At 65.3% G+C, this 19,166-nt stretch carries 17 protein-coding genes; 1 reads left to right on the forward strand and 16 read right to left on the reverse strand.

Going from position 1 to position 19,166, the window contains the following annotated elements; genetic code table 11:
- Nucleotides 1–3 precede the first annotated feature (3 nt).
- From pal to ACN9M2_RS15495, 15 genes are all read right to left on the reverse strand, one after another.
- Nucleotides 4–513 carry a peptidoglycan-associated lipoprotein Pal gene (gene pal / locus ACN9M2_RS15425; RefSeq protein ID WP_306849584.1) on the reverse strand — a complete coding sequence of 170 codons (510 nt, stop codon included), beginning with the start codon at nucleotides 511–513 and terminating at the stop codon, nucleotides 4–6.
- Nucleotides 514–756: 243 nt separating this feature from the next.
- Nucleotides 757–2,085 (reverse strand): Tol-Pal system beta propeller repeat protein TolB, encoded by a 1,329-nt coding sequence (tolB, locus tag ACN9M2_RS15430; protein ID WP_426285520.1) that lies wholly within the window; start codon nucleotides 2,083–2,085, stop codon nucleotides 757–759.
- A gap of 112 nt (nucleotides 2,086–2,197) precedes the next feature.
- The gene (locus ACN9M2_RS15435; protein ID WP_426285521.1) at nucleotides 2,198–3,142 is read right to left on the reverse strand and encodes a cell envelope integrity protein TolA; all 945 of its coding nucleotides are present in this window, start codon (nucleotides 3,140–3,142) and stop codon (nucleotides 2,198–2,200) included.
- The gene (tolR, locus tag ACN9M2_RS15440; protein ID WP_306849581.1) at nucleotides 3,129–3,572 is read right to left on the reverse strand and encodes a protein TolR; all 444 of its coding nucleotides are present in this window, start codon (nucleotides 3,570–3,572) and stop codon (nucleotides 3,129–3,131) included. Before tolR ends, ACN9M2_RS15435 begins: the two co-directional genes overlap by 14 nt.
- A gap of 15 nt (nucleotides 3,573–3,587) precedes the next feature.
- Nucleotides 3,588–4,271: a protein TolQ gene (gene tolQ, locus ACN9M2_RS15445; RefSeq protein WP_306849579.1), complete on the reverse strand. Its 684-nt coding sequence runs from the start codon at nucleotides 4,269–4,271 to the stop codon at nucleotides 3,588–3,590.
- Nucleotides 4,272–4,303: 32 nt separating this feature from the next.
- Entirely contained in the window at nucleotides 4,304–4,708 is a 405-nt protein-coding gene (gene ybgC / locus ACN9M2_RS15450; protein ID WP_426285522.1) for a tol-pal system-associated acyl-CoA thioesterase, read from the reverse strand.
- On the reverse strand, nucleotides 4,705–5,745 hold the full coding sequence (ruvB, locus tag ACN9M2_RS15455; RefSeq protein WP_426285523.1) for a Holliday junction branch migration DNA helicase RuvB: 1,041 nt from the start codon (nucleotides 5,743–5,745) through the stop codon (nucleotides 4,705–4,707). The genes ybgC and ruvB overlap by 4 nt, the downstream gene beginning before the upstream one ends.
- A gap of 304 nt (nucleotides 5,746–6,049) precedes the next feature.
- Nucleotides 6,050–7,951, reverse strand: coding sequence for a potassium transporter Kup (locus ACN9M2_RS15460; protein WP_426285524.1), 1,902 nt, complete (start codon nucleotides 7,949–7,951; stop codon nucleotides 6,050–6,052).
- Nucleotides 7,952–7,953: 2 nt separating this feature from the next.
- Entirely contained in the window at nucleotides 7,954–8,550 is a 597-nt protein-coding gene (gene ruvA, locus ACN9M2_RS15465; RefSeq protein WP_426285525.1) for a Holliday junction branch migration protein RuvA, read from the reverse strand.
- Entirely contained in the window at nucleotides 8,547–9,068 is a 522-nt protein-coding gene (gene ruvC / locus ACN9M2_RS15470) for a crossover junction endodeoxyribonuclease RuvC (protein ID WP_426285526.1), read from the reverse strand. The genes ruvA and ruvC overlap by 4 nt, the downstream gene beginning before the upstream one ends.
- Nucleotides 9,069–9,111: 43 nt before the next feature.
- Nucleotides 9,112–9,861 (reverse strand): YebC/PmpR family DNA-binding transcriptional regulator, encoded by a 750-nt coding sequence (locus ACN9M2_RS15475; protein WP_426285527.1) that lies wholly within the window; start codon nucleotides 9,859–9,861, stop codon nucleotides 9,112–9,114.
- Nucleotides 9,862–9,926: 65 nt separating this feature from the next.
- A complete protein-coding gene (locus tag ACN9M2_RS15480) occupies nucleotides 9,927–10,553 on the reverse strand; it encodes an esterase/lipase family protein (RefSeq protein ID WP_426285528.1) in 627 nt (208 codons plus the stop codon).
- Nucleotides 10,554–10,567: 14 nt separating this feature from the next.
- Nucleotides 10,568–12,340, reverse strand: a complete 1,773-nt coding sequence (gene aspS, locus ACN9M2_RS15485) for an aspartate--tRNA ligase (protein ID WP_426285529.1) — start codon at nucleotides 12,338–12,340, stop codon at nucleotides 10,568–10,570.
- A 98-nt stretch (nucleotides 12,341–12,438) separates the two neighbouring features.
- Nucleotides 12,439–12,981 carry a DUF3011 domain-containing protein gene (locus ACN9M2_RS15490; RefSeq protein WP_426285530.1) on the reverse strand — a complete coding sequence of 181 codons (543 nt, stop codon included), beginning with the start codon at nucleotides 12,979–12,981 and terminating at the stop codon, nucleotides 12,439–12,441.
- Between the two features lie 140 nt (nucleotides 12,982–13,121).
- The gene (locus ACN9M2_RS15495) at nucleotides 13,122–13,430 is read right to left on the reverse strand and encodes an FmdB family zinc ribbon protein (protein WP_426285531.1); all 309 of its coding nucleotides are present in this window, start codon (nucleotides 13,428–13,430) and stop codon (nucleotides 13,122–13,124) included.
- A 474-nt stretch (nucleotides 13,431–13,904) separates the two neighbouring features.
- Between ACN9M2_RS15495 and ACN9M2_RS15500 the strand changes: the two genes are divergently transcribed.
- Nucleotides 13,905–16,331 (forward strand): TonB-dependent receptor plug domain-containing protein, encoded by a 2,427-nt coding sequence (locus ACN9M2_RS15500; RefSeq protein WP_426287936.1) that lies wholly within the window; start codon nucleotides 13,905–13,907, stop codon nucleotides 16,329–16,331.
- 187 nt (nucleotides 16,332–16,518) lie between these two features.
- Here ACN9M2_RS15500 and clpB read toward each other — a convergent pair whose 3' ends face one another.
- On the reverse strand, nucleotides 16,519–19,101 hold the full coding sequence (clpB, locus tag ACN9M2_RS15505; RefSeq protein WP_426285532.1) for an ATP-dependent chaperone ClpB: 2,583 nt from the start codon (nucleotides 19,099–19,101) through the stop codon (nucleotides 16,519–16,521).
- Nucleotides 19,102–19,166 lie beyond the last annotated feature (65 nt).

Here is a 19,166-nt window from a genome sequence, read left to right on the forward strand (position 1 = left end):
TACTTACTTCGCGGTGTAGACGATCTCAACGCGACGGTTCTTGGCCCAGCAGTCTTCGTTGTGCTCGCGGCAGGTCGGCTTTTCCTTGCCGTAGCTGGTCACGTTGACCTGGCCAGCCGAACCGCCAGCAGCCTGGAGGGCGCTGGAGACGGCATTGCCACGGCGCTCGCCGAGGCCCAGGTTGTACTCACGCGTACCGCGCTCGTCGGTGTTGCCCTCGAGGGTCATGGCCGACTGCGGACGGTCCTGCAGGTACTTGGCGTGGCAAGCGATGATCTGCTGGAACTCCGGCTTGACGTCGTTCTTGTCGAAGTCGAAGTACACGACGCGCTGACGCAGGCAAGCGTCGGTGTCGAGATCGGACGGCTGGTACTTGCCGTCGCTGGTGGGAGCCGTGCTGGTGGCGACCGGCTGCTGTTCCGGCATCGGAGCCGGCTTGGTGTTCTTCTTGGAGCAGGCGGCCGCGCCCACGCACAGCAGGGCAGCCAGGGTGACGGTAACGGTCTTATTCATGGGACGTTCCTTCAACAGTTGAGTTCCGACAGTCGGTTTTCGGTTTCGGGACAGGCACCGCCGGTTGTCCGGCTGTTTTTCTACTTACATCTACGTCGACGGGGCGCTGTCCCGCACCCGGCGTCTTCGTTCCAGCGACCGCACGAGGCGGTCGCCGGTAAACCTTCCGTCCGCAGAAAAGGTGCGGCAAGGCCGCACCCTTCCCTGGACGTTGCCAATGTCGCCGCCCGCGAGGGCGCGCCATCAGCGCTGTCGATAGGGTCCCCAGGACGGTTCGCGCACGTCACCGTCCGAAAGGACGAGGCGCTGGCGCACCAGACCGTCTGCCGAAACCGCATACAGGACGCCGCGAGTACCTTGCGACGCCGCATAGAGCAGCATGCTGGCGTTGGGCGCGAAGCTGGGCGAATCGTCCACGTTACCCGGGGAAACGAAACGCACCTGCCCACCCAGGCTACGGTCCATGATGGCGATACGATACACGTTCCCGTTGCCCTGCACCATCGCAATCTGCTTGCCGTCGTAGCTCACCGAGGCACTGGCGTTGAAGCCGCCCTGGAAGGTGACGCGCTGGGCGGCGCCGCCCGAAGCGGACATCTGGTAGAGCTGCGGCTTACCCGAGCGGTCGGAGGTGAAAATGATGCTCTGGCCGTCGGGGGTGAAGGTCGGCTCGGTATCGATGGCGAAGTTGTTCGTCACGCGGGTTTCGGTACGGCTGGCGACATCGATGACGAAGATCTCCGGGTTGCCTACGTAGGACAGGCTCACCGCCAGCTTGCTGCCGTCCGGCGACCAGGCCGGGGCGCTATTGATGCCGCGCGGGTGCGAGGCGATCAGGCTACGCGATCCGGTGGAGATGTTTTGCACATACACGGCCGAATTGCCGCTCTCGAACGAAACATAGGCGATCTTGCTGCCGTCCGGCGACCAGGCGGGGGAAAGCAGCGACTCGCGCGAGCGGGCCACGACCTGCGGGTTGTAGCCATCGGAATCGGCCACGATCAGCGAATAGGTGGTGTTGTTGCCGGTACCGACCGCGGTGATGTACGCGATGCGGGTCCAGAAGGCGCCACGGACACCGGTGACCTTTTCGTAGATCTGGTCGGCGATCTGGTGGGCGACGCCACGAAGGTCACCCGCCGGGGCGGTGAAGGACTGGGCCAGCAGGCTCTGCTGCTTGTTGACGTCCCACAGCTCGTATTCGACCTTGAGCATGCCACCGCCGGCATCGTTGATCCGGCCGATGGTCAGGAAGTCCTGCTTGAGCAGGCGCCAGGTCGCGAACTTGATGTCCGAACCCTGCGACGGGGTCTCGACGATGTCGGCCTTGTCCAGGGAGCGGAATTTGCCGGATCGGTTGAAATCGGCCCGGATGACGTCGGCCACGTCCGTCGGCAAGGGTGCACCCCCCGCCTGGGCGAAGGGGACGACCGCGATGGGTGTCGCCGTCTTCAGGCCGCCGACGATGTCCACGTTGAGCGACTGGGCGGCGGCGGGACCGGCCACGAAGGCGGTGAGCGCGACCAGGAGGATGGCGAGGCGGGAAAGCATTCTGCGCATGGGCGGATTCATTGCGACCTGGGAATGGGAGACGGCGGCGAAATGTTAACGCGAAGGTCACTGGCTGCGTGACCGGATTCTGAACCGGTCCGCCCCGGCCTTCGCCGGGACGGGGCGCGCTACATCATTGCGGCCTGAACGTGAACGTTAGGTTGCGCTGGAACACGTCCTCGAAACCCTGGTAGGGCAACGGCTGGGCGCGCAGCACGGCGTTTTCGATGGATGCCCGGCCAGCGGCATCGTAGGGGCAGCTGGAATCGACCTTGGCGCTGAGCACCTGGCCACCAGGCACCTGGACGATGTGCACCTGGCAGGACGCGTTGGGCATGTTGTCCGGACGCAGCCAGTTACTCGTTACCGTGTTCTGGATCGCGGCCAGGTACTGGCCCAGCTTGCCAGTGTCGCGGCCATTGGTACCAGATTGCTTCTGGTCCGCGGGCGGCAGGTCCGGCAGGCCGTCATCCTTGGCGTTCTGCAAATCCTTCAACTGCTGCTCGGCCTGCTTTTTCGTGGTGTCGGCCTTCTTGGTCTGTGCCTTCGCCGCGTCGAGCTGCTTGAAGATGTCGTCGATCTCCTTCTGCTTCTCTTTCTTCTTCTGCTCTTGCTCGGCGTCGAGTTCGGCCTGGCGCTGGCGCTGCTTTTCTTCCTGCAGGCGCTTGGCGTCCTCGGCCTTCTGCACCGCGTCGTCGACGACCTTTTCCTGGTCCTTCAGGTCGGGCTGCTTCGGCGGCGGCGGGAGGGTCTCGACCTTCGGCTTCTCCGGCTGCGGCGGAGGCGGCGTCGGCACCACCGGCGGAGGCGGCGTCGTGTCTGGGGTGGGCTTCACCTTGGTGGCCTTGGGCGGCGGGCTGCCCGTGGGGCCGACGAGGGTGGCCTCGATGATCTGGCCGGGCAGTTCCAGCGGGGCCGGGCATTTCAACGGGTTCCATTCCGCGGGCACGCCCAGGGCCTCGGCCCACTTCTCGTAGTCCGAGCACGGAATGATCGCGAGGCCCAGGAAGGCCACGATGCCGACGTGCAGGAGCGCGGCGAGGAAGACCGCGCGGGGCGTACCGTTACGGTTTTCCATTCTGCGCCGACTGCGGCTGGCTCATCAGGCCGATCTTGGAGACGCCGGCCTCCTGAAGGATCGGGAGGATCGAATAGACCTTGCCATAGCCCACGCGCTGGTCGCCCGCGACCAGGACCTGGAGTTCCGGATTGGCGTTATGGAAGGCCGTGATCTTGGTCCTGAACTCGTCGGCGCTCACCGGCTCGCGCTTGGCGCCGTTGGCGGTCAGGTAGATCTGGCCGGCCTCGTCGACCGACACCACGATCGGGTCTTTCTTGTCTTGCAGGGACTTGGCGTTGGTCTGCGGGAGCTGGATATCCACGCCGAGGTTCATCATGGGCGTGGTGACCATGAAGATGATCAGCAGCACGAGCATCACGTCGATGTAGGGCACGACGTTGATCTCGGATTTCAGCTTCCGCTTGTGCCGGCGGTAGACGTTGCGCATGGCCATCGTTCCGGCTCAGACCGTTTCGTCGGAGTGGATCTGACGCTGCAGCACGGACGAGAACTCTTCCTGGAATACCTCGTACCGCGACGCGATGCGCTCCACCTTGTTGGCGTAGCGGTTGTACGCCCACACGGCCGGAATCGCGGCGAACAGGCCCATCGCGGTGGCGATCAGTGCCTCGGAAATGTGCGGGGCGACGACCGAGATGGTCACGTCCTTCATCTCGCCCAGGCCCTGGAAGGCGCCCATGATGCCCCACACGGTGCCGAACAGGCCCACGTAGGGGCTGATCGAACCGACGTTGGCCAGAAACTCGAGGTTCTGCTCCAGCTTGCCGATCTCGCGGGTGCCGGCCACGCGCATGGCACGCTCGGCGCCTTCCATCACGCGGTTGGAATCGGTCACGCGGCGCTGGCGCTGGCGGGCGAATTCGCGGAAGCCTGCCTCGAAGACGTTCTCGATGCCGTGCTGCCCGTCGCGGTTGCCTACCTCACGGAACAGGGCCGCCAGGTCGGCGCCGGACCAGAAACGGTCCTCGAAGGTCTCGGCGTTGTCGTGGGCGGTCTTCAGCTGGCTGTACTTGCGGATGATGATCACCCACGACAGGAACGAGAACACCAGCAAGAGGAGCATCACCAGTTGCACGGGCAGGCTCGCTTCCGAGACCAGCTTGAAAATGTTCAGTCCACCGTTCATCGCTTGAAGGCTCTCCGCCGGGTATCTGGGGCTTAGGTAAAGGGGAATTCGGGGGGAAACAGACCCGCCGGGATCTGTGCCGGACGCATCGTGTCGAGGTTCACGCACGCGGCGCGCACCTTGGCGCGCACCAGCGGCATATCCCCCCGCACGATCTCCTGATCGAACAGCATACTTGCTGAACGGCGTTCTTTGATCGCTACCGTCACCAGGAGTTCATCATCCAGACGGGCCGGCCGATGGAAGTCCAGGTGCATGTCGCGGACCACGAAGCCGAGCCCGGTCGTCTCGCGCAGGGCGACCTGATCGATGCCCTGGGCGCGCAGCCATTCCGTCCGGGCACGCTCCATGAAGCGGACGTAGTTGGCGTGATAGACCACGCCACCGGCGTCGGTATCTTCCCAGTAGATGCGCACGGGCCAGTGAAACGGGGTCATGCGTCGCCCGAAAACAGGTCCGGAGAGGCCGACTGGCGCGGCGGCGGGTTCAGCCCGAGGTGGCGCCAGGCCTTGGCCGAGGCCATGCGGCCACGGGCGGTGCGGATCAGGTAACCCTGCTGGATCAGGTAGGGCTCGACCACGTCCTCGAGGGTGCCGCGATCCTCGCTGAGCGCCGCCGCCAGCGACTCCACTCCGACCGGGCCGCCGTCGAAGCTCTCGATGATCGTGCTGAGCAACCGCCGGTCGAGGTCGTCGAAGCCCTCGGCATCCACCTTGAGCATGTCGGTGGCCGCGCGGGCCAGCGCATGGGTGATCCGGCCATCGCCGCGCACCTCGGCGAAATCGCGTACCCGGCGCAACAGCCGGTTGGCGATACGCGGGGTACCGCGCGAACGGCGGGCGATCTCGATGGCGCCGTCCAGCTCGCAATCGATGTTGAAGATCCGGGCGGCGCGACGGACGATCGCCGTCAGCTCGTCGACGCTATAGAACTCCAGGCGCTGGATGATGCCGAAACGGTCACGCAACGGGCCGGTGAGCAAGCCCGCCCGGGTGGTCGCGCCGATCAGCGTGAAAGGCGGCAGGTCGAGCTTGATCGACCGGGCGGCCGGCCCTTCGCCGATCATGATGTCGATCTGGAAGTCTTCCATCGCCGGGTAGAGCACCTCCTCCACCACGGGTGAAAGGCGGTGGATCTCGTCCACGAAGAGGACGTCGTTGGCTTCCAGGTTGGTCAGCAGGGCGGCCAGGTCGCCCGCCCGCTCCAAGACCGGGCCCGACGTGGAGCGCACGTTGACGCCCAGTTCGTTGGCGATGACGTGCGAGAGGGTGGTCTTGCCCAGGCCGGGTGGCCCGAAGATCAGGACGTGATCCAGCGCCCCGCCCCGTCGCCGCGCGGCCTCGATATAGATGGACATCTGTTCGCGCACCGTCTGCTGGCCGAGATATTCGGCCAGACGCTTCGGACGGATGCTGGCTTCCAGCGCCTCGTCGTCCATGGCGGCAGCGGCGGAAATGATGCGGTGCTCTGACATGCGCGCATTATGGCAGGTCTCACGAGCGGGACGGCCAGAAAAGAGCAGCCTCGCCCGGCACGAAAGGCCACGCCCCGACCGGTCAGCCCCCTAGGGCTCGCGCCATCGCCAGCAGCGCCTCCTGATTCCCCTGTAAGGCATCGTCATCGACTGGTCGCAGGGTCGTACGGAGGGGGAGGCGTCGGGTGCCGTTCCCAGAGCGATTCCGCAGGGAGGCGTAGGCCGGACGAGAATCACCGCGATGGCGAAGCCGAGCACGAGCGCGAGCGCGAACGTCGCCCCTGAATGTGCCAGGCGTTCCCCGTCAGATCTCGACCTGCGCTCCCAGCTCGATCAACCGGTTGCCCGGGATCTGGAAGAACGCCGTCGCCGGCATCGCGTTGCGCGCGAGGAAGGCGAACAGCTTGTCGCGCCAGAGGGCCATGCCGGGGCGGCGGGCGTCGGCCACGATGGTTTCGCGGGACAGGAAAAACGTTGTGTCCATCATGTCGAAGTCCAGGCCCAACGAACCCGCGCGGGATAGCGACAGCGGGATGTTCGGGTCTTCGGCGAAGCCGTAGCGTAGCTGCAGCCCATAGAAGCCGTTCCCGTACTCGATCACTTCCATGCGCTCTTCATAATCCGCCACGGGCGTCTCGAGCATTTCGACGGTCAGCAGGACGTTGCGCTCATGCAGGACCTTGTTGTGCTTGAGGTTGTGCAGCATGGCGTGCGGCACGGAGTTCTGGTTCGCCGTGAGGAACACGGCGGTACCGGGAACGATGAGCGGCGGATGATCGGCGATATTGGCGACGAAGGGTTCGAGGGCGAGGCCGGACTGCTTGATCTCGCGGACCACCAGCTCCCTGCCCCGCCGCCACGTCGTCATCATGGTGAAGATCACCACGCCCAGCACCAGCGGGAACCAGCCGCCATGGGCGATCTTCAGCGCATTCGCGCCGAAGAACGAGATATCGACGATCAGGAAGATCACGCCCACGGTGATGACCGCCGACCAATGCCAATGCCAACGGCGGCGGGCGACGACCAGCGCCAGCAACGTGGTCATCGTCATGGTGCCCGTCACGGCGATGCCATATGCCGCGCCGAGGTTGTTCGACGAACGGAAGCCGATCACCGCGAGGAAAACCAGCACCAGCAACAGGCGATTCACCCAGGGCACGAAGATCTGCCCGGACATCTCGTGCGAGGTATGCACCACCGCCATGCGCGGCGAGTAACCCAGCGACATCGCTTCGCGGGTCATCGAGAACGCGCCGGAGATCACCGCCTGCGAAGCGATGATGGCGGACATCGTCGACAGGGCGATCATGGGATAGAGCCAGTCCTCCGGCACCATCTTGTAGAACGGGTTCTCGATCGCGTCCTGGTCGTGCAGCAGCAGCGCGCCCTGACCGAAATAGTTGATCAACAGCGCCGGCAGCACGAAGGCGAACCAGGCCAGGCGGATCGGCTTCTTGCCGAAGTGCCCCATGTCCGCATACAAGGCTTCGGCACCGGTCAGCGCCAGCACCACGCCGCCCAGGGCGATGAAGGCCTGCTTGCCGTGTTCGAGGAAGAACGTGACCGCGTACCAGGGATTCAGTGCGACCAGCACTTGGGGATGGGCCACGAGTTGGCGCAGGCCCAGGCCGGCCAGCACGAGGAACCAGACCACCATCACCGGCGCGAAGGCCTTGCCTACGAAGTTCGTCCCGTGTCGCTGCACCGCGAAGAGGATGATGATGATGACCAGGCAGATGGGCAGCACATAGGTGTCGAGCTGTGGCGCGGCGACTTCCAGGCCTTCGACAGCCGATAGCACCGAGATCGCGGGTGTGATGACACCATCGCCATAGAACAGCGAGGCACCGAAAATGCCGATCGCCGCAAGCACCCAGCGAGCCCTGGGCGAGCCACTGACGCTGCGCTGGGCCAGGGCCATCAGCGCCATGATGCCGCCCTCGCCCTTGTTGTCCGCGCGCATCACGAAGGTCACGTATTTCAGCGACACCACCATGATCAGCGACCAGAAGATCAGCGAGAGGACGCCGAGCACCGCGGTGGGATGCGGCGTCATGCCGTGCGTTCCCAGGGTCTCCTTCATGGCATACAGGGGACTGGTGCCGATGTCGCCGAAGACGATGCCGATGGCGCCCAGCGCCAGGGCGCCGATGCGGCGGCCGTGGGCGTGCTGGATATCTTCGGCGGGGTTTTCCGTTTTCACTCTCAACCTCCGAGCGCCGCTCGCAGCGCCTTGCGGATGATGGCCTCGGCGGAATCGCCTTCGGCGGCGGCTTTTTGAACGAGCCGGGATGCTTCCACCGGTTTGTAGCCGAGTTGTTGCAGGGCGACGGTGGCTTCGCCGACCGGATCGGCCGGCACGGCTTCGCCCAGCGCGCTGACCGGGAGGCGCACGCCCACCGCGTCCACGCGATCACGCAGCTCGACCACCATGCGTTCGGCGGTCTTCTTGCCGATGCCCGGGATCTTGGTCAGGGCCACCACGTCGCCCGCATGGACCAGTCGCGACAGCTCGTCGGTGGCCACGCCGGAAAGTACCGCCAGCGCGATCTTCGCGCCGATGCCGCTTACCTTGAGCAGGTTGCGAAACATGGCCCGCTCGGCTTCGCGAAGGAAGCCGTAGAGGGCCACGCCGTCTTCCTTCACCGCGTAATGGGTGAGCAGGATCACTTCCTTGCCCGTTCCGGGCAGGTCGTAGATGGTCGACATGGGTGCATCGACTTCGTAGCCGACGCCTCCCACTTCGATGAGGAGGGACGGTGGCTGCTTGCTCACCAGGGTGCCGCGCAGGCGACCGATCATCGACGACGTCTCCATGCCGTGCGGGGGATGCCCACGCGCTCGATACTGGAACGCGTATGCGCATGGGCGATGGCGATCGCCAGGGCATCGGCGGCGTCCGCCTGCAGCGGACCCTTGATGCCGAGGATGATCCCGATCATGTGCTGAACCTGGGTCTTGTCGGCTCGGCCGGTACCGACCACCGCCTGTTTCACTTCGGTCGCGGCGTACTCGTGCACGACGATTCCCTGGCTGACCACGGCACACACGGCGGCGCCGCGTGCCTGGCCGAGCTTGAGGGCCGAGTCCGCATTGCGCGCCATGAACACGCGCTCGATCGCGGCTTCCGCCGGACCGTGCGTGCCGATGATGCCGCAGAGCTCGTCAAATATGCGTTTCAGGCGGAGCGGGAAGCTCGCCTCCCCGCCTATCACCAGGGCACCATGCCATACGTGGGTGAGCGCACCGCTGTCCGACACGTCGATGACGCCGACGCCGGTCCGCTGGCTGCCCGGATCGATGCCGAGGATGCGAGTCATGGCAGCGATGCTACGCGCAAGACAGGAAGGGGCCGGTAAGGCCTCAAGCCTCGTCCGCGTCGTGGGCCGGCAGGATGGCGTTGTGGTAGACCTCGTCCACGTCGTCGAGCGCGTTCAGGCGTTCGAGCAGCTTCTCGAATTGTTCCAACGCCTCGCCGGTGGGCGTGACCAGTGGACCGTTCGGCCGCATCACCACGTCGGAGCTCTCGACCTCGAAGCCGGCCGCGACCAGCGCCTTGCGCATGGCTTCGACAGCGATGGGATCGGATGCCAGCAGCACCGTGCCGACGCCGTTCTCGATGACGATGTCTTCGGCGTTGTTCTCGATCGCCGCTTCTTCCAGCTTCGCCTCGACATCGGCGTCGCCGCCGGTATGCACCACGACCTGGCCCACGCGGGTGAACTGGAAGGCCACCGAATTGGTGGTGCCCATGTTGCCGCCGAGCTTGTTGAGCGCCGCGCGCACGTCGGCCACCGTGCGGACCTGGTTGTCCGTCACGCAATCGATGATCAGCGCGGTACCCGCCGGGCCGTAGCCTTCGTAGCGGATCTCGTGCATGTCGGCGCCGCCCTCGGCACCCGAGCCGCGCTTGATGGCGCGCTCGATGGTGTCCTTGGTCATGTTCGCCGCGAGCGCCTTGTCGACGGCGGCGCGCAGGCGCGGGTTCCCGTTGGGATCGGGTACGCCACCACGCGTGGCGATGGTGATTTCGCGGATCAGCTTGGTGAATACCTTGGCGCGCTTGGCGTCTTCGGCATTCTTGCGACCTTCGATGGACGGGCCTCTACCCATGTTCGATTCCTGGACTTACCGGACGGACGAGGGCGCGATTCTAACGGAAGTGCGCTCCGGACGGGTCAATCGTCGAACCGGCCTTCGCGCAGGAAGGCCACCACCTGGCGGGCGACATCGGCCGATACGAGCATGCCGGTATGGCTGGTTTCCAGTACGCAATGGTCGGTGAGGCCGGGAAGCCGGGTTTCCTCCACGCCAACCGAGCCGTCGTGCTCTGCACCCAGCTCACCTACGAAAGCGCCCAGGCCGACGGGCATCCTTCCGGCGATCATGCCGACCTCGCGGCGCCCGTCCCAGCGATCGAGGCCATGTTCGAGCAGTTCCTTGGAGCGGCCGAGCAGCATGTCGCCGCCCCAGCGGTGGGTGAGCCCTCGCGCGGCACCGCTGCCGTTGAGGGGGGAACCCAGGCAGACGATGCGGCCGTCCGGCAGGTCGTCGTCGCGGCAGGCCAGCAGGGCCAGGATGCCGCCGAGGCTGTGCCCCACGACGTGTACCGGGCCCGGACCGAGGGCGCGGATGCGCTTGCGCAGCCGCCCGATCGCCTGCTCCGGCGGCGCGGCGACGCTCATGTACTCGAACTGGTGAACCCGGAAGCCTTCCTCGCGCAACCGCCGATGCAGCATCGCCATGGCGAACCCACGCATCCACAGGCCGTGCAACAACAGGACCTCGGGAAGCGGCAGGGTCATCGGCGCGTTCAGGATCAGGCCTTCAACGGCTCCGCGGCGGCGACGCGGACGTGCAGTTCCTTCAACTGCGGCTCGGACACCGGCGAGGGGGCATCGGTCATGAGATCCTGCGCGCTGGTGGTCTTCGGGAAGGCGATGACGTCACGGATCGATTCCGTGCCCGCCATGAGCGCCGCGATGCGATCGATGCCGAAGGCCAGACCGCCGTGGGGGGGCGCACCCATGCGCAGCGCCTTGAGCAGGAAACCGAACTTGGCTTCCGCCTCGGACGCACCGATGCCGAGCAGGTCGAATACCGCGCTCTGCATCTCCGGACGGTGGATACGAATCGAGCCGCCACCGATTTCATTGCCGTTGAGCACCATGTCGTAGCCGCGGCTGACCGCGATGGCCGCGTTGGCACGCAGGTCGGCGATATCGTCGACCTTCGGCGCGGTGAACGGATGGTGGAGGGCGACAAAGCGCTTTTCTTCGTCGTCGTACTCGAACATCGGGAAATCCGTGACCCATAGGGGCTTCCACGTGTTCTCGACCAGGCCACGGTCGCGGCCCAGCTTGATGCGCAGCGCGCCCATGAAGTCGGTGACCGTCTTCCAGGCGCCGGCGCCGAAGAAGACGATGTCGCCCGTGGCGGCACCGGTGAGCGTCAGCACCTGCTCCAGCGCGGCGTCGTCCAGGAACTTCGCCACCGGGGAATTGATGCCGTCGCGGCCCTTGCCGAGGTCGTCGACCTTCAGCCAGGCCAGGCCCTTCGCGCCATATTTGGCGGCGTAATCGGTAAGGCCGTCGATCTCCTTGCGCGACAGGACGGCGGCGCCCGGCACGCGCAACGCGGCGACGCGTCCGGCCGGATCGTTGGCCGGTCCGGAGAAGACCTTGAACTCCACGTGCTTCACGGCCTCGGCGATATCGACCAGCTCCAGCGGAATGCGCAGGTCGGGCTTGTCGGACCCGAAGCGGCGCATCGCCTCCTCATAGGTCATGCGCGGGAAGACGGCGTCGAGTTCCACATGACGCACTTCGCGGAACACGTGGCGGATCAGGTTCTCGACGAAATCCTGGACATCGCGCTCTTCGACGAAGGCGAACTCGAGGTCGAGCTGGGTGAATTCCGGCTGGCGGTCGGCGCGCAGGTCCTCGTCGCGGAAGCAACGGGCGATCTGATAGTAACGGTCGAAACCGGCCATCATCAGGATCTGCTTGAACAGCTGCGGCGACTGCGGCAGCGCATAGAACTGGCCGGGGTGCACGCGGCTGGGCACCAGGTAGTCACGCGCACCTTCCGGCGTGGCCTTGGTGAGGATGGGCGTCTCGATGTCCTGGAAGCCGGCGGCGTCGAGATAACGGCGCAACTCGCGCACCAGCGCGGTGCGCGTGCGCATCATCTTCTGCATCTCGGGACGGCGCAGGTCGAGGTAGCGGTAGGTCATCCGCATGTCCTCGTTCGGCGACTCGTGCAGCGCGAACGGCAGGTCGCGCGCGGCATTGAGGATCTCGACCTTGTCGGCGATCAACTCGACCGTGCCGGTCTTCAGCTTGTCGTTGGCCGACAGGCGCTTGCGGATCTGCCCGGTGACGCGAACGACGAATTCGTAACCCAACTCACCGGCGACGGCGAACGCCGCCGCGTTATCGCGTTCGATCACCACCTGGGCGATACCCTCGTGGTCGCGCAGGTCGACGAAAGCCACGTGGCTCTGCAGACGAAGCGTGTCCACCCAGCCGCAAAGGGTGACGTCCTGGCCGATCAGCGACTCGTCGATGAGTCCGCAATAATGGGTGCGCATGCGCTTGAAGCTCCGGCTACCGCGAAGGCGGTCAATAGCGTGGGAAAAGACCCCGGATCGTAACACGAGCCGGGGTCCCTCAAGCGCGGGCGGAGGCCTTAGCGGCCGATGTCGAACTTGCCGCGGCAGCCGCGATCGGCCCAGATGCCATCGCGGGTGAAGCCATAGGTATAGCCCTCGCGGCAGTCAGCCTTGGAGGTCTGTTCGACGAGCCGCGCGCCGCGTCCGATCGGCCAGTGACAGAACACCCGCTTGTTGTCTTCGCTGTCGCAGGAAACGATCTGCCCGCCACCGCCCCACCCCGGGCGACCACCGCCACCCCAGCCCGGACGGTCATCGCCGCCCCAGCCCGGACGACCGCCACCCCAGCCACCGGCTTCCTGGAAGATGCCGCGGCAACCGTCGTCCACCCAGAGGCCGCCACGATCCATGTCCCAGGTGCGGCCACGGATGCAGGCGGTCTGGGAATCCTGGCGGACCAGGCGCGCGTCGCGCCACGGCACCCGGCAGTAGGAACGGCGTCCGTTGTCGCTATAGCAATTGACCGTGTCGCCGCCGCGCTGGGCATGCGCCACGTGCGGAGTCAATGACAGCCCCGCGCCGAGCGCGAGCATGGCGACCAGTCCAAGGATGCGTTTCATACCTACCTCCGATGTGTGTGACGCAAAATTATCGGAGGGATCCGCAATGATGTTTGAACGGACCGTAAGAAAACACCGCGCCACGGCGTAAGGAAGTGCCCAGGTGATCGGCCGGCCGAACAGGCGGAAGGGTCCTTGCCTCAGCCGCCGGACGGTTTCGCATCCGCCGACGGGACGGCGGCGGATGCCGGAGCGGGTGCCGGGGCAGGCGCCGCGCCGGCGGGGGCCCCGGAAGAACCCTCGACCAGGTTCCGCTTTTTATCGCCGTCCTTCTTGAAATCGGTCTCGTACCAGCCACCCCCGGCGAGGCGGAACTGGGGGGCGCTCAGCAGACGGCCCACCCGGGGCTCGCCACAACTGGGGCAGGCGGAGGGATCGGCATCGGCGATCTTCTGCAAGCGTTCGAAGCGGTGGCCACAGGCCTGGCACTGGAATTCGTAGATGGGCATGGGGCGGGTCTCTCGGTATCAGGCCGGCATTATCGGGGTGGGGGCCGGTTTTTCAATTCCTGGAGGACCTATCGCCGACAGAGTCGGCTCCCACCAGGCAGGCATGAAGCCACCCATCGGGGATGAAGTCCGGCGAGCTTCTGGTGGGAGCCGACCCTGTCGGCGATTCAACCCGCGAAAGCGCCTGACTCATTTTGCATTGCACCAAAATGGCTGTAAGAGCCAGTTTCGTGCCAAACCAATGAAAACGAGGCCTAGCACGCGATTATTTCCCCACGATGGCGCATTCATGACGAATGTGTTGACGCATCGCAGCAAGCATGCATAGCGTCATCCCAACGCGGCTTTCCCGCCGCGTCCGCGGGGCACTCCCGCTCCGCGTGCCGTAGCTCGCCTTGGGGACCATCGATGACGACAGGTAAGACCCTACGACGCAAGCCGTCGGCCAGCCTCTGGCTACCCGCCCTCGGCCTCATGATCGTGACGCCCGGTTACGCCCAGGATGCGGCGCCGCCGCCGGATACCAAGGAGGCCCGACAACTCGACCAGGTGGTGGTGACCGGCACGCGCAGCACCACGCGCACCGAGGCCAATTCGCTTTCGCCCATCGACGTATTGTCGCCCAAGGATCTCACGTCCACGGGAAGCACCGATCTGGCGACCGCGCTGGGCCGCCTGCTGCCCTCGCTCGATTTCCCGCGCCCGGCGATCAACGACGGCAACGACGCCGTGCGCCCGGCCAGCCTGCGCGGGCTCTCGCCCGACGCGACGCTCGTGCTCGTGGATGGCAAGCGTTACCACACGTCCGCCCTGGTCAACTACAACAACTCCGTGGGTCGTGGCGCGGCACCGGCCGACCTCAACTCGATCCCGATTTCGGCGATCGATCACATCGAGGTCCTCCGTGACGGCGCCGCCGCGCAATACGGCTCCGATGCCATCGCCGGCGTCATCAACATCGTGCTCAAGCACGGCGCGGGGCCCGGGAAGAATTCCATCAACGCCAACTACGGCATCATGGACAAGGGCGATGGCGAGACCAACGGCATCGACGGCTCGGTCGGCGTCGACCTCGGCGGCAAGGGTGCGGACGCGAAAGGTTGGTTGCGCCTGGCCTGGAGCTACCAGAACTCGATGAACACGAACCGCGCCTCCCCGGTAAGCCTGTTCACGCCGGAAGAAGCCGCCGACGGCAACGTCGCCCACCAGCGTTATGGCGATCCGGCGGTGAAGACCTACCAGGCGCTGACCAACTTCCAGTACGAGCTGGCGCGCAATGTCGACCTCTACGGCTACCTCAGCCTGAGCCGCCGCGACGTCACCTCGAACGGCTATTACCGCGGCGCGGCCAACGCGCGCAACGTGCCCGAGATCTATCCCGACGGCTTCCTCCCGCAGATCGTCAACCACACCAACGACTCCACCGCCGTGCTCGGCGTGAAGGGCGTGACGGACGGCGGATGGCGCTGGGATGCATCGGGCAACTACGGCATCAACGATCTCGTCTTCGACGTGCAGAACAGTGTCAACACCAACCTGTTCTATTCCACCGGCGCATCGCCCACGTACTTCAATGCAGGAACGTTCAAGAACTCGCAGGCATTGGCGAACATCGATATCGGCAAGGACTTCAGCGTGGGCTGGCTGCCCAATCCACTCACCCTCGCCTTCGGTGCCGAATACCGCAAGGAGAAATACCAGATCGACGCAGGCGATCCGGAGTCTTACTACTTCAACCAGGGCACCTTGATTCCCGGCACCGACACGCCTTACGCGGGTGGCGCGCAGGTCTTTCCCGGACTCTCGCCCGCCGCAGCAGGCAGCTTCACGCGGCACAGCGAAGCGGCCTACGTCGATCTCGAGACCGATGTCACGGATAAGTTCTCCGCCGGTGTCGCCGGCCGCTACGAGCACTACAGCGACGCGGGCTCGACGCGCTCGGGCAAACTGTCGGCGCGTTACCAGTTCACGCCCACCTTCGCCTTGCGCGGCACGATCTCGAACGGATTCCGCGCGCCTTCGCTCGCGCAGCAGAATTACCAGTCGGTGGTGACGATCATCGATCCCAGCACGGGACAGCTCGCACAGACGGGTACCTATCGCACGTCCGATCCCGCGGCCATCGCACTCGGTTCCAAACCGTTGAAACCGGAGAAATCCGCCAACTACGGCATCGGCGCCGTGTGGGAGCCGACGGCCGACTTCAGCGCCACGCTGGATATCTACCAGATCCGCATCTGGAACCAGATCCTATACTCCGACACGATCAGCCTCACCGATCCGCTGCTCGCGGCGTACTTCAACAGCGTGGTACCGGGACAGCAGGTGACCGCGGTGCAGTACTTCGCCAACTCCGCCACCACGCGCACCCGCGGCGCGGACCTCGTGCTGAACTACCGCATTCCGACGACGGCATTCGGGCAGTTCAACCTGTTGGCCAGCGGCAACTACAACAAGGTGAAGGTGCTCTCGGTGGGCGAGACGCCGGCCGTGCTCCAGGCCAATTCATCCGGACCGATCGAACTGTTCGGCCGTTCGAGCCAGGGCATCCTGACCAAGGCCACGCCACGCACGAAATTCCTGTTCGGTGCGGACTGGACGCTCGACGGGTTCAACGCCCACGCGGACCTGACCCGCTATGGCTCCGTCACACGGGTGAACACCGATCCGACGACCGACCAGGTCTTTCCCGCACGATGGCTGCTGAACCTTTCCGGCGGTTACACCATCGACCAGTGGAACTTCACCCTCGGCGTGGACAATGTCACCAACCAGTATCCGCAGCGGGTGAAGCCGACCAACAGTGGCGAGGATTACTTCAGCGGGCTGCAGTATTCGGCGCTGTCGCCGTTTGGATTCAACGGGCGGTATTACTACGCGAAGGTGGGATTCCGGTTCTGACGGACGGGCGGCGGGAGGGGAGAGCATCGCCGACAAGTCGGCTCCCACAAGGCACGAAGCATCGCCGACAGGGGGCGGCTCCCACAAGGTAAGGCATGAAGCATCGCCGACAGGGGCGGCTTCCGCCAATACGGGCGGCTCCCGCCAGGCATCGAGTGTCTGGTGGGAGCCGACCCTGTCGGCGATATCAGGCTGCCGCGAACGTCAGGTGGTTCCCGTCCGAATCCACACGCACGGTCTGCCCCGGCGAGAAGACACCTTGCAAGATGCGTTGCGCCAATGGGTTCTCCAGCTGCTGCTGGATGGCCCGCTTAAGCGGACGCGCGCCGTACACCGGATCGAAGCCCGCACTGCCCAGCAAGTCCAGCGCCTTGTCCGTAAGGTCGAGCGACAGCTGGCGATCGGCCAGGCGCTTCGCCAGGTAATCCAGCTGTATCCGCGCGATCGAGCGGATCTGCTTCTTGTCCAGCGGACGGAACACCACGAGGTCGTCCAGGCGGTTGATGAATTCCGGACGGAAGTGCGCCTGCACCACGCCCAGCACCGATGCCTTCATCTGCAGGTAGTCGGCCTCGCTATCGCCCGCCTGTTCCTGGATCAGGTTCGAGCCGAGATTCGAGGTCATCACGATGACCGTGTTGCGGAAGTCCACCGTGCGGCCCTGCCCATCCGTCAGGCGCCCGTCGTCGAGCACCTGGAGCAGGATGTTGAAGACGTCCGGATGGGCCTTCTCCACCTCGTCGAGCAGGATCACGCTGTAAGGACGACGACGCACCGCCTCGGTGAGGTAGCCACCCTCTTCGTAGCCGACGTAACCCGGAGGCGCGCCGACCAGCCGGCTCACGGAGTGCTTCTCCATGAACTCGCTCATGTCGATGCGCACCATCGCGTCCTGCGTATCGAAGAGGAAATCGGCAAGGGCCTTGCACAACTCCGTCTTGCCCACGCCCGTCGGACCAAGGAACAGAAACGAGCCATACGGACGATTCGGATCGGATAGGCCGGCACGGGCACGCCGGATCGCATCGGACACCGCACGTACCGCCTCGTCCTGCCCGACCACGCGCGCATGCAGCGCGTCTTCCATGTGCAGGAGTTTCTCGCGCTCGCCTTCGAGCATCTTCGCCACGGGGATGCCGGTCCAGCGCGCGACCACCTCGGCGATTTCCTCGGCGGTGACGCGGTCCTGCAAGAGGGTGAAGTCCTGCTGCTCCGCCTTCTGCGCGGCGGCGAGCTGGGCTTCCAGCGCCGGCAGCCGGCCATACTGGATCTCGCTCATCGCGCCGTAATCCTGGCGGCGTTGGGCGGCTTCCAGCTCCAGGCGAGCCTGCTCGATCTGCTCCTTGATCTTCGTGGCACCCTGCAGCGCGGCCTTCTCCGCCTTCCATACCTCGTTGAGGTCGGAGAATTCGCGGTCGAGCTTCTCGATGTCGGCCTCGAGCGTCGCCAGGCGCTGCTTCGATTCGTCGTCCTGTTCTTTCTTCAGCATCTCGCGCTGGATCTTGAGCTGGATCAGCCGGCGTTCGAGCCGATCGAGTTCCTCCGGCTTGGAATCGATTTCCATGCGGATGCGTGAGGCGGCCTCGTCCATCAGGTCGATGGCCTTGTCGGGCAACTGGCGGTCCGGAATGTAACGGGCGGAAAGCGTCGCCGCGGCGACGATCGCCGGATCGGTGATTTCCACGCCATGGTGCACGGCGTAGCGTTCCTTCAGGCCACGCAGGATCGCGATCGTGTCCTCGACGCTGGGTTCGCCCACGAACACCTTCTGGAAGCGGCGCTCGAGAGCGGCATCCTTCTCCACGTATTTGCGGTATTCGTCGAGCGTGGTCGCGCCGATGCAGTGCAGTTCGCCACGCGCCAGCGCGGGCTTCAACATGTTGCCCGCGTCCATCGCGCCATCGGCCTTGCCGGCGCCGACCATGGTGTGCAATTCGTCGATGAAGAGGATCACCTGGCCTTCCTGCTTGGACAGGTCGTTGAGCACGGCCTTGAGGCGTTCCTCGAATTCACCACGGAATTTCGCGCCGGCGATCAGCGCTCCCATGTCGAGCGAAAGCACGCGCTTGTCGCGCAGTCCCTCGGGCACTTCGCCATTGACGATGCGTTGCGCCAGGCCTTCGACGATGGCGGTCTTGCCCACGCCCGGCTCGCCGATCAGTACCGGGTTGTTCTTCGTTCGCCGCTGCAATACCTGGATCGTGCGGCGGATTTCCTCGTCGCGGCCGATCACCGGGTCGAGCTTGCCGGCCTCGGCACGCTCGGTGAGGTCGATGGTGTATTTCTCCAGCGCCTGGCGCTGCTCCTCGGCGTTCTCCGACTGCACCTTCTCGCCACCACGCAGCTTGTCGATGGCCGCCTCGATCCGCTCCTTGGTGGCACCGGCGGCCTTCAGGGCGCCACCGACCTCGCCACGGTCCTCCAGTGCCGCCAGCACGAACAACTCGCTGGCGATGAACTGGTCGCCACGCTGCTGCGCGAGCTTGTCGGTGAGGTTGAACAGGCGATTGAGGTCGTTGCCCAGGCTGATGTTGCCTTCCTGGCCACTGACCCGCGGAAGACGGTCGAGGATCTCGCCCATGCGCTGGCGCAGCGCAGGCACGTTGACCTGCGCCTGGGTCAGCAGTGGCGCGGTGGAGCCACCCTGCTGATCGAGTAGCGCGGCGAGCACGTGCACCGGTTCGAGGATGTTGTTGTCGCGGCCGACGGCCAGCGACTGGGCATCCGCCAGCGCCTGCTGAAACCGCGAAGTGAGTTTGTCCATTCGCATCAGGTTTTTCTCCCAAAGGTGTTGGCGCGCCCCGGGCCCTCCCCGCGACCGCCTCTGGCCACACA

The sequence above is a fragment of the Luteibacter sp. E-22 genome, from assembly GCF_049913125.1.
Taxonomy (GTDB): domain Bacteria; phylum Pseudomonadota; class Gammaproteobacteria; order Xanthomonadales; family Rhodanobacteraceae; genus Luteibacter.